11 protein-coding genes are annotated in these 12,612 nt (G+C 64.9%); 9 read left to right on the top strand and 2 right to left on the bottom strand.

Going from position 1 to position 12,612, the window contains the following annotated elements; genetic code table 11:
• The first annotated feature begins 40 nt into the window (after nt 1-40).
• The 9 genes from FJ417_RS08255 to FJ417_RS08295 all read left to right on the top strand — a co-directional run bounded on the left by FJ417_RS08255 (nt 41) and on the right by FJ417_RS08295 (nt 10,126).
• On the top strand, nt 41-1,621 hold the full coding sequence (locus FJ417_RS08255) for a sugar ABC transporter ATP-binding protein (protein ID WP_140783102.1): 1,581 nt from the start codon (nt 41-43) through the stop codon (nt 1,619-1,621).
• Complete coding sequence (locus tag FJ417_RS08260; protein ID WP_140641985.1) at nt 1,618-2,913, top strand: ABC transporter permease; 1,296 nt, start codon at nt 1,618-1,620, stop codon at nt 2,911-2,913. Before FJ417_RS08255 ends, FJ417_RS08260 begins: the two co-directional genes overlap by 4 nt.
• Before the next feature lie 18 nt (nt 2,914-2,931).
• The gene (locus FJ417_RS08265; protein WP_140783103.1) at nt 2,932-3,900 is read left to right on the top strand and encodes a substrate-binding domain-containing protein; all 969 of its coding nucleotides are present in this window, start codon (nt 2,932-2,934) and stop codon (nt 3,898-3,900) included.
• A gap of 464 nt (nt 3,901-4,364) precedes the next feature.
• A complete protein-coding gene (gene dnaK / locus FJ417_RS08270; RefSeq protein ID WP_140641989.1) occupies nt 4,365-6,281 on the top strand; it encodes a molecular chaperone DnaK in 1,917 nt (638 codons plus the stop codon).
• 222 nt (nt 6,282-6,503) lie between these two features.
• Nucleotides 6,504-7,634, top strand: a complete 1,131-nt coding sequence (dnaJ, locus tag FJ417_RS08275; RefSeq protein ID WP_140641991.1) for a molecular chaperone DnaJ — start codon at nt 6,504-6,506, stop codon at nt 7,632-7,634.
• Between the two features lie 164 nt (nt 7,635-7,798).
• The gene (gene pmtA / locus FJ417_RS08280) at nt 7,799-8,401 is read left to right on the top strand and encodes a phospholipid N-methyltransferase PmtA (protein WP_140654565.1); all 603 of its coding nucleotides are present in this window, start codon (nt 7,799-7,801) and stop codon (nt 8,399-8,401) included.
• Nucleotides 8,402-8,480: 79 nt separating this feature from the next.
• Nucleotides 8,481-9,077, top strand: a complete 597-nt coding sequence (locus FJ417_RS08285) for an NADPH-dependent FMN reductase (RefSeq protein WP_140709233.1) — start codon at nt 8,481-8,483, stop codon at nt 9,075-9,077.
• A 23-nt stretch (nt 9,078-9,100) separates the two neighbouring features.
• Entirely contained in the window at nt 9,101-9,784 is a 684-nt protein-coding gene (pyrF, locus tag FJ417_RS08290) for an orotidine-5'-phosphate decarboxylase (RefSeq protein WP_140783151.1), read from the top strand.
• A 54-nt stretch (nt 9,785-9,838) separates the two neighbouring features.
• Nucleotides 9,839-10,126 carry a DUF1330 domain-containing protein gene (locus FJ417_RS08295; RefSeq protein ID WP_140783104.1) on the top strand — a complete coding sequence of 96 codons (288 nt, stop codon included), beginning with the start codon at nt 9,839-9,841 and terminating at the stop codon, nt 10,124-10,126.
• Nucleotides 10,127-10,143: 17 nt separating this feature from the next.
• Here FJ417_RS08295 and FJ417_RS08300 read toward each other — a convergent pair whose 3' ends face one another.
• Together FJ417_RS08300 and FJ417_RS08305 are read right to left on the bottom strand one after the other, a co-directional pair.
• Nucleotides 10,144-11,412, bottom strand: a complete 1,269-nt coding sequence (locus FJ417_RS08300) for a low temperature requirement protein A (protein WP_210240640.1) — start codon at nt 11,410-11,412, stop codon at nt 10,144-10,146.
• Nucleotides 11,413-11,495: 83 nt separating this feature from the next.
• A complete protein-coding gene (locus FJ417_RS08305) occupies nt 11,496-12,554 on the bottom strand; it encodes a D-alanine:D-lactate ligase-like protein (protein WP_140783105.1) in 1,059 nt (352 codons plus the stop codon).
• Nucleotides 12,555-12,612: the final 58 nt, after the last annotated feature.

Here is a 12,612-nt window from a genome sequence, read left to right on the forward strand (position 1 = left end):
CGGGCAGTCGAAGACGACGGAGGGAGGCCGTCCTTTTGCCATGCAGCGCGCTGAGTCCATCACGACTGGCAACGCGACCGCCGACGGTCCCGCCGTCGTCCTGAGCGCGACCGGCATTTCCAAGCGATTTGGCGGCATCGCCGCGCTGTCCGACGTGAAGCTGGACCTCAGGCCCGGCGAGGTGCATGCGCTGATGGGCGAGAACGGCGCCGGCAAGTCGACGCTGATGAAGATCCTTTCCGGCGTCTATACCGATTACGAAGGCGCCGTGGCGATCGACGGTCAGGCGGTGCGTTTCACCGGCGTCCGCGACGCCGAGGATGCGGGCATCGCCATCATCCACCAGGAGCTCAACCTCGTTCCCGAGCTCAGCGTCGCCGACAACATCTTCCTCGGCCGCGAAAAGCTGATCGCCGGGCTGGTCGTCGACCGCAAGGCGAGCAGCCGCGCCGCCAGCGCGCTGCTGCAGCGGCTGGGCATCGAGCTCGATCCGGAAGCGCGGGTCGGCACGCTCAGGGTCGGCGAGCAGCAACTGGTGGAGATCGCCAAGGCGCTGTCGAAATCGGCGCGCATCCTGATCATGGACGAGCCGACCTCGGCGCTGTCGCCGGCCGAGTGCGAGAGACTGTTCCGCATCATCGGCCAGCTTGCGGCAAGCGGCGTCGCGATCGTCTATATCTCGCACCGCATCGACGAGGTGATGCATCTGGCCAGCCGGGTGACGGTGCTGCGCGACGGGCGCCATGTGCTGACTGAGGACATGGCGGGACTGGGCGAAGACGCCATCATCTCGGCCATGGTCGGGCGCGACCTCCTCGCTTCCTCCGATCATGAGCGCGGCACCGGCGACAAGGTGGTGCTCTCGGTCAGCGACCTGTCGCTGTCGAAGCCCGACCGGCATGGCTGGCGCACGGTGATCGACGGCGTCGGCTTCGACCTTGCCGCCGGCGAGATCCTCGGCATCGGCGGGCTGCTGGGTTCCGGCCGCACCGAGATCCTGGAAGCGATCTTCGGCTCCAGCGGCGGCCGCACCGGCGGCGAGATCCGGCTCGACGGCGCGCCGGTCGAGATAGGCTCGCCGCGCGAGGCCCGACGGCTCGGCATCGCCCTGGTGACCGAGGACCGCAAGACGCAAGGCCTGCATCTCCAAGCCTCGATCACCGACAATGTCGCCCTGCCTCTGGTCGGCGCGCTGGCGCGCTTTGGGCTGCGCTCGCGCTCAGGCGAGCAAGGCCTTGCGCGAGAGGCGGTCGGCGCGCTCGGCATACGCTGCGAAAGCATCGAGCAGGCCGCTGGCACGCTGTCGGGCGGCAACCAGCAGAAGGTGGTGATCGGCAAATGGCTGGCGACGCGGCCGCGCGTGCTTCTGCTCGACGAGCCGACGCGCGGCATCGATGTCGGCGCCAAGCGCGAAATCTACGACCTCATCTTCAAGCTCGCCGGCGACGGTTTGGCGATTGCCGTGATCAGCTCCGAACTGCCGGAGCTTCTGCATCTGGCCGACCGCATCCTGGTCATGGCGGAGGGCCGCCAGCGCGGCATCCTGTCCCGCGCCGAAGCCAGCGAGGAAGCGATCATGCGGCTCGCCGCGCCGAGACGCACAGCGAGATCCGCCGCATGAACCTCATCAGCCTTCTCTCCCGCACCAAGCTTTACTGGGGGCTGATCGCCATCTTCCTGATCGGCGTGTTCGGCTCGCCGATCAGTTCCAAGGGCAACAACATCTTCTTGTCCTACGGCAACCTGCTCGACGTGCTGCGCCAGGTGTCGACCACCGGCCTCATCGCCACCGGCATGACGGCGGTGATCCTGACCGGCGGCATCGATCTTTCCGTCGGCTCGCTGATGGCGATCTGCTCGGTCGTCTGCGCCATGCTGCTGACGGTGCCGGGCGTCACGCCGTCGGCGGCGCTCGGCGTGCCGACAACGGCGCTGGTCGCCTTGTGCCTCGGCGCGCTCGTCACCCGCTTCATCCTGCTCAACATCGAGAAATCCCGCGCCGGCGCCGAAGCCGGCCGCGAGGTGCGGCTGGACAAGGCGCGCGGGCTGGTCATCCCGGGCGTGGTCGGCGTCATCCTATGCTGCCTTTCGCTGTGGTACCTGCTGCCGCAGGTCGAGACCAAGTTCGGTGTGCTCGGCGTGCTTCTGGTGGCGCCTTGCGTCGGCCTTCTGTTCGGCACCATCAACGGCTTCATCATCGTCGCCGGGCGGCTGCAGCCCTTCATCGTCACGCTGGCGATGATGGTGACGGCGCTCGGCATCGCCAGGCTGACCGCCGGCCAGAACAATGCGGTGCTGCCGGTCTATACCGGTTCCAACGCCACCGCCGAATTCGAGATCCTGCGCTCGCTGGTGTTCGGCGTCGTGCCGATGCCGGGCCTGTTCTTCCTCGGCGCGATCGTGATCTACGGCGCGGTGCTGCGCTTCACGCCCTTCGGCCGCTATGTCTACGCCATCGGCGGCAATGAGGAGGCGGCGCGGCTTTCGGGCATCGCCGCGGGGCGCGTCAAGATCGCCACCTATGCGGTGTCCGGCCTGCTCGCCGGCATCGCGGCGGTGCTCTACGTGGCGCAGTACCGGCAAGGCAAGCCCGATGCCGGCGCGGGGCTCGAGCTCGACGCCATCGCCGCCGTGGTCATCGGCGGCACCAGCCTGATGGGCGGGCGCGGCAGCCTGATCGGCACCTTCTGCGGCGTGCTGATCTTCGGGCTGCTGTCCAACATCCTGCAACTGCACAACATCAATTCCAACCTTCAGCTGGTGCTGAAGGGGGCGATCATCATCGGCACCGTGCTCGTGCAGGAGCGCAACGCCGGCGACCTTCTCAGCTATCTGCGCCTGCCCAACGGACGGGCGGCGCAAAAGGAAACGGCCGCGGCCAAGCGACCGTCACAGGAGACCTCGTCTCTATAATCCGGAGGAAACAGGACCATGAAACGACGTGAAATGCTGAAGCTCGCCACTTTCGCGGCGGCACTGCTGACGACCACCGCAATCTTGTCCGGCAACCATGCCTTTGCCCAGGACAAGAAGTGGAAGATCGGCTTCTCGCAGGTGACGACCATCGAGCCCTGGCGCGCCCAGTTCAACAAGGACATCATCGCGGAGGCCGCCAAGCATCCGGACGTCGAGCTGATCATCACCGACGGCGAGGACAAGACCGAAAAGCAGGTCGCCGATGTCGAGAACCTGATCCGCCAGGAGGTCGACGCGCTGCTGGTGTCGCCGAAGGAATCGGCCGGGCTCACCGGCGTGGTGCAGCAGGCGATCGACGCCAAGATCCCGGTCTTCGTGCTCGACCGCAATGTCGACACCAAGGATTACACGCAGTTCGTCGGCGGCGACAACGCGCTGATCGGCCGCGCCGCGGGCGAATACGCCGTCGAGCTCCTCGGCGGCAAGGGCAAGGCCGCGGGCAATGTCGTCGAGATCTGGGGCGGCATGGGAACGCAGCCGGCGCATGACCGCCATGACGGCTTCCATGAGTTCACCGACAAGGAGCCGGGCATCAAGTACCTGCTCGACCAGCAGTCGGGCGACTGGAAGCAGGACCAGGCCTACAACATCATGGCCAACGCGCTGAAGACCAACGAGAAGATCGACCTCGTCTACGGCCACAACGACCCGATGGCCTATGGCGCCTATCTCGCGGCCAAGGATGTCGGGCGCGAAAAGGACATCAAGTTCATCGGCATCGACGGCCTGCCCAACGAAGGCGTGCAGATGGTGAACAAGGGCGAGCTGACGGCGACCTTCACCTATGTCACGCCGGGCGCCGAGGGCCTGCGCCAGGCGATCAAGTTCCTGAACGGCGAGAAGGTCGAGAAGACCATCACGCTGCCGACGGAAAAGGTCACCAAGGACAACGCCGCCAAGATTCTCAAGGACAACGGGCTCTAAGCCCGGGATACCCTGCCGGGCCACGCGCCCGGCAGGGCCTTTGCCCGAGCGCCGGGCGCTCTTCAAATCTCGTCGCCAGGTGCCGAAAACCATGGCGGCGACGCGGATCTCCGGCTCTTTCGCGACCGAAAGTCACGCCTGCCAGGGCAAGCCTTGCCCTGCCCGGAAGGCCTATCCGCGCGCCGTCAACCGCGCCTGTTTCAAAAAAGCGATCCGGAACAATGCGATAGCGCAATCTGGCGCCAGTCCTGCCGCAAGGCGCGGCGGCTCGCCTTCGGGCCCGTGCCGAGACGACGGACACCTTGCGCAGAATGCTTGCGCCTTGTGTCGCCTGTTCTTATATACGCGCCAGCCGTCCGGCCTCGAAAAGCGGGGACCGCGATGGGATTTCTTGTGAACAGGGGCTTTCGTCGGAACGCCTTTTGAAGGGTCCTGAGAGCCTGCTTAGAGGAGAGACTAGAACAATGGCAAAAGTTATCGGTATCGATCTCGGCACCACCAATTCCTGTATCGCCATCATGGATGGCAAAGACCCCAAGGTGATCGAGAACGCTGAAGGCGCGCGCACGACGCCTTCCATCGTCGCGATCTCGAATGACGGCGAACGTCTCGTTGGCCAGCCGGCCAAGCGCCAGGCGGTCACCAATCCGGAAAACACCATCTTCGCGGTCAAGCGCCTGATCGGCCGCCGCTATGACGACCCGGTGACGGAGAAGGACAAGAAGCTTGTCCCCTACAAGATCGTCAAGGGCGACAATGGCGACGCGTGGGTCGAGGCCGGCGGCAAGAAGCAGTCGCCCAGCCAGATCTCGGCCATGATCCTGCAGAAGATGAAGGAGACGGCGGAAGCCTATCTCGGCGAGAAGGTCGAGAAGGCGGTCATCACCGTTCCGGCCTATTTCAACGACGCCCAGCGCCAGGCGACCAAGGACGCCGGCAGGATCGCCGGCCTCGAGGTGCTGCGCATCATCAACGAGCCGACGGCCGCGGCGCTCGCCTATGGCCTGGAGAAGAAGGACGGCAAGACCATCGCCGTCTATGACCTTGGCGGCGGCACCTTCGATATTTCCGTGCTGGAAATCGGCGATGGCGTGTTCGAGGTGAAGTCGACCAACGGCGACACCTTCCTCGGCGGCGAGGACTTCGACATGAGGCTCGTCGAGTATCTGGCGGCCGAGTTCAAGAAGGAACAGGGCATCGACCTGAAGAACGACAAGCTTGCCCTGCAGCGCCTCAAGGAAGCCGCGGAAAAGGCCAAGATCGAGCTGTCGTCGACGACGCAAACCGAAATCAACCTGCCCTTCATCACCGCCGACGCCAGCGGCCCGAAGCACCTGACGATGAAGCTCACCCGGGCGAAGTTCGAAAGCCTGGTCGAGGACCTCGTGCAGCGCACGATCGAGCCCTGCAAGGCGGCGCTCAAGGATGCCGGCCTGAAGGCCGGCGAGATCGACGAAGTGGTGCTGGTCGGCGGCATGACCCGCATGCCCAAGATCCAGGAGATCGTGAAGCAGTTCTTCGGCAAGGAGCCGCACAAGGGCGTCAACCCGGATGAGGTCGTCGCTCTCGGCGCCGCCATCCAGGCCGGCGTGCTGCAGGGCGACGTCAAGGACGTGCTGCTGCTCGACGTGACGCCGCTGTCGCTGGGCATCGAGACGCTGGGTGGCGTGTTCACCAGGCTGATCGAGCGCAACACGACGATCCCGACCAAGAAGAGCCAGACCTTCTCGACCGCCGAGGATTCGCAGTCGGCGGTGACGATCCGGGTCTTCCAGGGCGAGCGCGAAATGGCGGCCGACAACAAGATGCTCGGTCAGTTCGACCTGGTCGGCATCCCGCCGGCCCCGCGCGGCGTGCCGCAGATCGAGGTCACCTTCGACATCGACGCCAACGGCATCGTCAACGTCTCGGCCAAGGACAAGGGCACCGGCAAGGAGCACCAGATCCGCATCCAGGCTTCGGGCGGCCTGTCCGACGCCGACATCGAGAAGATGGTGAAGGACGCCGAGGCCAATGCCGACGCGGACAAGAAGCGCCGTGCCCTCGTCGAGGCGCGCAATCAGGCCGAAGCGCTGGTGCATTCTTCCGAGAAGTCGCTCAAGGACTATGGCGACAAGGTCTCGGAGGCTGACCGCACCGCGATTGCCGACGCCATCGCCGCGCTGAAGGCCGCGGCCGAAGGCGACGACCCGGCCGATATCGAGGCCAAGTCGCAGTCGCTTGCCGAAGCTTCGATGAAGCTCGGCCAGGCCATGTACGAGGCCTCGCAGAAGGAAGCGGCCGAAGCCGACGCCAAGGCGGATGCCGCCAAGGATTCGGACGTGGTCGACGCCGACTTCGAGGAAATCGACGAAGACGACGACAAGAAGAAGTCGGCTTGAGCCGGCTGACGGCGAATAAGTGCAAAAGCCCGGCGCAAGGCCGGGCTTTTTTGCAACCTTCGTTGAAAAAGTGCGGATCTGCCTGAAAATGTGACGGAAAAACCCGGAGTGGCGCCGGCTTGGTACTAGCATCCGGGAAACATCGCTCCTAAATCCAAGAACGTGCCGGCAAACGTCGCCAACAATGCTTGAAGACATTGAGCATCCGGACAGCGGGAAAAAATGAAAGCTGATTTCTACGAAACGCTGGGCGTGCAAAAAGGCGCCGACGACAAGGAACTCAAGAGCGCTTTCCGTAAGCTCGCCATGCAGTTCCATCCCGACCGCAACCCGGGTGACGGTGCCTGCGAGCACAAGTTCAAGGAAATCAACGAAGCCTACGAGACGCTGAAGGACCCGCAGAAGCGCGCCGCCTATGACCGTTTCGGCCACGCCGCCTTCGAGCAGGGCGGCATGAACGGCGCAGCACACGGTTTCGGCGCCGGCGGCTTCGCCGACATCTTCGAGGATATTTTCGGCGACATGATGGGCGGCCGCCAGCGCCGTTCCTCCGGCGGCCGCGAACGCGGCGCCGACCTGCGCTACAACATGGAAATCACGCTGGAAGAAGCCTTTGCCGGCAAGACGGCGCAGATCCGCGTGCCGGCTTCGATCTCGTGCTCGGAATGCTCCGGCAGCGGCGCCAAGCCCGGCACGCAGCCGGTGACCTGCTCGATGTGCCACGGCCACGGCAAGGTGCGCGCCACGCAAGGCTTCTTCTCGATCGAACGCACCTGCCCGCAATGCCAGGGCCGCGGCCAGACGATCAAGGACCCCTGCCCGAAATGCGCCGGACAGGGCCGCGTCACCGAGGAGCGCTCGCTGTCGGTCAACATCCCGGCCGGCATCGAGGACGGCACCCGCATCCGGCTGGCCAATGAGGGCGAAGCCGGCCTGCGCGGCGGACCGTCCGGCGACCTCTACATCTTCCTGGCGGTCAAGCCGCACGAATTCTTCCAGCGCGACGGCGCCGATCTCTACTGCAAAGTGCCGATCTCGATGACGACGGCAGCGCTTGGCGGCTCCTTCGAGGTCACCACGCTCGATGGCACGCAGACCAAGGTCAAGGTGACGGAAGGCACGCAGAACGGGCGCCAGTTCCGCTTGAAGGGCAAGGGCATGCCGGTGCTGCGCCAGCCCAATGTCGGCGACCTCTATATCCAGACGGCGGTCGAGACGCCGCAGAACCTGACGCGCCGCCAGCGCGAATTGCTGGAAGAGTTCGAGCAACTCTCCTCGAAGGACAATTCGCCCCAGTCGAGCGGCTTTTTCGCCCGCATGAAGGACTTCTTCGAGTCGTTCGGCGAAGGCTGAGGTCTTTTTGACGCAAGTCGTTGTCCCAAAACCGCTTCGCGCTTTTGAGCGACTTGCGTTCGGCTTCCCAAGCGTCGTCAACACCTTATGCCAGGTTGACGCCTTGCCTTGTTCCACCCAACTGCTAAGTAGCGGATCGGGGGTGAGCATTGAGGAGAGCTCGCATGGCACGTAGTCCCGGGTTGCGCAAAGCGCTGGCGGAAAAATTCGACGACGAGCTGAAGTTCTTCAAAGGCTGGATCGACAAGCCGAAGACCGTCGGCTCGATCGTTCCCACCAGTTCCATCACCGCCCGCAAGATGGCGTCGATCGTCAATCCGAGATCGGGCCTGCCGGTGCTCGAGGTCGGGCCCGGCACCGGGGTCATCACCCGCGCCATCCTGGCCCAGGGCGTGAAGCCCGAAAACCTCTACGCGGTCGAATATTCGACCGACTTCGTGCGCCATCTGCGCGGGCTCTATCCCGGCGTCAACGTGATCGAGGGCGACGCCTTCAATCTGAACGCCACGCTCGGCGACAAGCGCGACATGGTGTTCGATTCGGTCGTTTCCGGCGTGCCGCTGCTCAACTTCCCGGTCGCCCAGCGCATCGCCTATATCGAAAGCCTGCTCGACCGCATTCCCGCCGGCAGGCCGATCGTGCAGCTGACCTACGGTCCGCTGTCGCCGATCCCGCCCGGCCGCGGCAATTACACGGTCAAGCATTTCGATTTCATCATCCGCAACATCCCGCCGACGCAGCTTTGGATCTACCGAAGGGAGGGATAAGGCAGTAGGGAATAGTCAGGAAACCACCCTCCTAGTGCCTAGTGCCTAGTGCCTATTCCCTACTGCCTTTTGCGAAGCAATGCCCGTGATCCCAAGAATCCTCGTCTTCGCCGGCTCGGTCCGGACCGGCGCCTTCAGCGGCCGGACCGCCGATGCGGCGCAGAAGGAACTGGCCATGCAGGGCGCCGAGGTGACGCGCATCTCGCTCGGCGATTATCCGCTGCCGATCATGGACGAGGACCTGGAAAAGGAAAAAGGCCTCCCCGAGAACGCGGTCAAGCTCGGCCGGCAGATCGCCGCCCATGACGGCTTGCTGATCGCGACGCCCGAATATAACGGCTCGATCCCGCCCCTGCTCAAGAACAGCATCGACTGGGTGAGCCGGATACGGCGCGACGGCAGCCGCGCGTACAGACCGCTTGCCGGCAAGCCGGTCGGACTCTGCTCGTCATCGGAGGGCAAATTCGCCGGCATACGCTGCATCAATCATCTGCGCGCGGTGCTGGTGCGTTGCCAGATGGAGGTGATCACGCCGGAATGCTCGGTCTCCGAGGCCGACACGGCGTTCGCCGAGGACGGACAGTTCAAGGACGCCAGACTACACCAATCGATGGAGCGCCTATGCCGTACACTGATCGAAACCTCGCGCATGCTGTCCACCCGGATCGAGGCGTGATCAATTTCGCGGAGGCCGATGCAATGCGGGAGCGGCTGATCGTCGGACTCGACCTGCCGACGCTGAAGGAGGCCGAGAAGGCGGTGCGCGAGCTCGAAGGCGCCGTTTCCTTCTACAAGATCGGCTACCAGCTCGCCTTCGCCAGCGGATTGGACTTCGCGCGGGAACTGGCCAGCGGCGGCACCAAGGTGTTCCTCGACATGAAACTGCTCGACATCGACAACACGGTGGCCAAGGGGGTCGAGAACATCGTCAGGATGGGTATGACGATGCTCACCATCCATTCCTATCCGAAAGCCATGCGGGCCGCCGTGGACGCGGCCAGGGGAAGCGAGCTTTGCCTGCTGGCGGTCAGCGTGCTCACCTCGATGGACGAGCAGGACATGATCGACGCCGGCTATGAATACGACCCGCACACACTGGTGCTCAGACGCTCCGAACAGGCGCTGCACACCGGCATGGGCGGCATCGTCTGCTCGGCCGAGGAGGCCGAGGCGGTGCGCCGGATCGTCGGACCCGACATGGCGGTGGTGACGCCGGGCATCCGGCCGGCCGGCAGCGACCATGGCGACCAGAAACGCGTGGTGACGCCGGCGCAGGCGATCCGCAACGGCGCCAGCCACCTGGTCGTCGGCCGGCCGATCGTCGCGGCGCCCGACCGGCGCGCGGCGGCCGAGGCAATTCTCGCCGAAATGCAATCCGCCTGAGGTCCGGTCCTCGGTCGCGAAAGAAAGACGCGAAAGAAAGACAGGAGAAAAAGAATGCCGAAGGGATATTGGATCGCCCGTGTCGATGTGCGCGACGCCGAGGGCTACAAGGACTATGTCGCCGCCGCGAAGCTCGCCTTCGACCGCTTCGGCGCGAAATTTCTGGCGCGCGGCGGCGAGCATGAAAAGGCCGAAGGGCCAGGCCGCGCCCGCAACGTCATCATCGAATTCGAATCGCTGGCGGCGGCGCATGACTGCTACCACTCGCCGGAATACCAGCGCGCCGTCGCGATCCGCCAGAAAGTGGCCGACGGCGATATCGTTCTGGTCGAAGGCATCTGACCAGCCTCGAAAACCCGTCAGTGCAGCGTGTGCCGCTCGTCGATGGCGAGCGATTCCGCCTCATGCCGGTGGCCATGGATCTCGTAGCCGACGACGGTGACCGCCGGCGCCAGCGTCAGGATGATCAGGCACACCGCCATGTCCACGCCGGCAATGGCGGCGGCGACGGCAAGTGCCACGACCGCCGCCGTGGCCAGCAGCAGCCAGATGTGGAACGGGTCGAAGCGCCGCACGAGATAATAGTAGAGCGCATAGATCATGCCGAGGAAAATGGCGAGCGGGATCGCGGTTGAGAGCAGCGTCCCCAGCGGCCCGATATGGGCCTTGTGCTGGAGGAAATAGGCCGCGACATGCAGGCCGGCGCCGGTGGCGACGATCGCGGCCACGATCAGCATCTGGCCGTAGCCCCAGACGAATGAGCGGTCGCGGTGCGTATGCAGGACCGGTGCCGACGGCAGCATGTAGTAGCACCACCACATGCCGAAGGTGAGACCGGTGCCGGCGACGCCGACAAGCGCGGCATCGAGGTTCCAGCCCTGCTCCTCGACGACGGCCGACAACGAGGCCAACGTGCCGACAACCCCTTCGCCGAGCGCGATGATGGCGAACAGGCTGTAACGTTCGGCCATGTGATGTGCGTGCCAGGGCGTGCCGCCGTTCCTGCGCTCGGCGAGCACGGGCCCGGCAAGCTCGACCAGCAGCAGGATGATTGCAAGCACGGCGCTGGTCTCGATCGAGAAATCGACCAGGATCTGCACCACCCAGCCGACCTGGGCGATGGCGATGGCCGTGACATAGGTGAGGCAGATGCCGCGCCGCGCCGGATCCTGCCTGGCCGCGCGCAGCCACTGGAAGATCATGGCGACGCGCATGATGACGTAGCCCAGCACCATGACGGAATTGTCGAGATGCTCACCATGCTCGATCGAGGCGAACATGCGCGGCAGACCGATGGCCAAAACCAGCACACCGATCATCTGCACCATGGTGATGAGGCGGAAGACCCAGTCGTCGGTGTCATAGGCCGAGGAGAACCAGGAGAAATTGATCCAGGCCCAACAGATGGCGAAGCTGGCGAAGCCGAAGCCGAGCAGCCCGGCCGCGTAGTGGCCCTCGGCCAGGGCATGCGCCAGCTGCGAGGAGGCGAGGCCGAAAGCGGTGACGAAAGTCAGGTCGAAGAGCAGCTCGAGCGGCGTGGCGACGCGATGCTCCTCATGCGGGTCGCGGCCGCTCATGCGCTTCAAATGATGGTGAAGACTTTGAACGCTGACGGGCGTTGTGTTCATTGCGCGGCTTTCGTTGACACAGCCGCGACAGTAGAGGCGATGAATCAAGCGTCAAGGCGCGGCTATCGCGCCGAGAGCCTGTCTCAACCAAAGAGCCGGCTGGCGGCCGTCTCCGCCATCGCATCGGCGAGGCTCAGGCCCCACTGCGTGCGACAATAGTCGCGAAAATCGAAACAGGGCAGGCCGGGGCACACCTCGAACTCGATGAGATGCACGGTGTCGTCGGCCTCGACCCTGAAATCGACGGAAAAGACATCCCGAAGGCCAAGACCGCTTATCAGTTTTTGCGCAACGGCGCGGATTTTCCGGTCGGCCGCCGGCTGGCTCGAGCCGACCGGCTCGAGTTCCGGCTCGGCATAGGTGCCCGCATCCTTCGCGGCCTGGCCGGTTTCGCCGTAGAGCGCCATCGAGTCGGCCATGGTCTGAAAGTCGCCGCCGGAGTCGACGAAGAAGATGCCCAAAGCCTCGACGCCGGTTTCGGGTTTCAACCCGAGGAAGCTCGCGCGCACGTTGCGGCCGGCGACATAGGGCTGGACGACGACGTCGTCGCGATAATGGGAAAAGACACGCCGGCTAAGCTCCAACGCATGGCCGAGATCGGTGACGCGGGAAACCGGCCAGATGCCGATCTTGGCGCCGAGCCGGTTGGGTTTCACGAACCAACCGGCAGGCGACGGCGGCGGCTCGACAAGCCATTCGCCGTGTCGGGCAAGGCCTGCTTGCGGCGCCGGAAGACCGAGAGCGCCAAGCACGGCGCCGCAGCGGAACTTGTCCTGGCAAAGCGCGAACAGCGAATCGTCGGCACCGATGGTGCGCAGGCCGTTGAGGCGGGCGAGCGCAGGGGCCGCGCCGCCACGGAAATAGGCGATGCCGTCGGTCAGCGTCCAGACCAGCGTGACGTTTGGGTCAGCCCCGGCGAGCGCGTTTGCGGCGGCATCCAGTTCCACCGGTACGAAGGCGAGGCCGCGTTTGTCGCAGGCGACGGCCAGCGCATCGAAATCGGGCGCGAGATCGGTCGACTGCGCCAGGTAGGACGATATCTCGGCGGCGCGATCCGGCGCATGGCCGTCCGCGACCAAGCGGTCGAAACAAGCCTTCTCGGACTCATGGACGAGGATCAGCTTGGGATTGCTACGCGGCATGGGTGGACTGCTCTGGAGGGACGTCGGCCGCCACCATCGCATGGCGCCCATGATTGGC

Source organism: Mesorhizobium sp. B3-1-7, assembly GCF_006439385.1.
Taxonomy (GTDB): domain Bacteria; phylum Pseudomonadota; class Alphaproteobacteria; order Rhizobiales; family Rhizobiaceae; genus Mesorhizobium.

Excerpts from the sequence above, each read along its gene's own strand:
- pyrF (WP_140783151.1), top strand. The coding sequence starts at position 9,101 with ATGCGGGAGCGGCTGATCGTCGGACTCGACCTGCCGACGCTGAAGGAG.
- FJ417_RS08260 (WP_140641985.1), top strand. The coding sequence starts at position 1,618 with ATGAACCTCATCAGCCTTCTCTCCCGCACCAAGCTTTACTGGGGGCTG.
- dnaJ (WP_140641991.1), top strand. The coding sequence starts at position 6,504 with ATGAAAGCTGATTTCTACGAAACGCTGGGCGTGCAAAAAGGCGCCGAC.
- FJ417_RS08305 (WP_140783105.1), bottom strand. The coding sequence starts at position 12,554 with ATGCCGCGTAGCAATCCCAAGCTGATCCTCGTCCATGAGTCCGAGAAG.
- dnaK (WP_140641989.1), top strand. The coding sequence starts at position 4,365 with ATGGCAAAAGTTATCGGTATCGATCTCGGCACCACCAATTCCTGTATC.
- FJ417_RS08300 (WP_210240640.1), bottom strand. The coding sequence starts at position 11,412 with ATGAACACAACGCCCGTCAGCGTTCAAAGTCTTCACCATCATTTGAAG.
- FJ417_RS08255 (WP_140783102.1), top strand. The coding sequence starts at position 41 with ATGCAGCGCGCTGAGTCCATCACGACTGGCAACGCGACCGCCGACGGT.
- FJ417_RS08285 (WP_140709233.1), top strand. The coding sequence starts at position 8,481 with ATGCCCGTGATCCCAAGAATCCTCGTCTTCGCCGGCTCGGTCCGGACC.
- pmtA (WP_140654565.1), top strand. The coding sequence starts at position 7,799 with ATGGCACGTAGTCCCGGGTTGCGCAAAGCGCTGGCGGAAAAATTCGAC.
- FJ417_RS08295 (WP_140783104.1), top strand. The coding sequence starts at position 9,839 with ATGCCGAAGGGATATTGGATCGCCCGTGTCGATGTGCGCGACGCCGAG.
- FJ417_RS08265 (WP_140783103.1), top strand. The coding sequence starts at position 2,932 with ATGAAACGACGTGAAATGCTGAAGCTCGCCACTTTCGCGGCGGCACTG.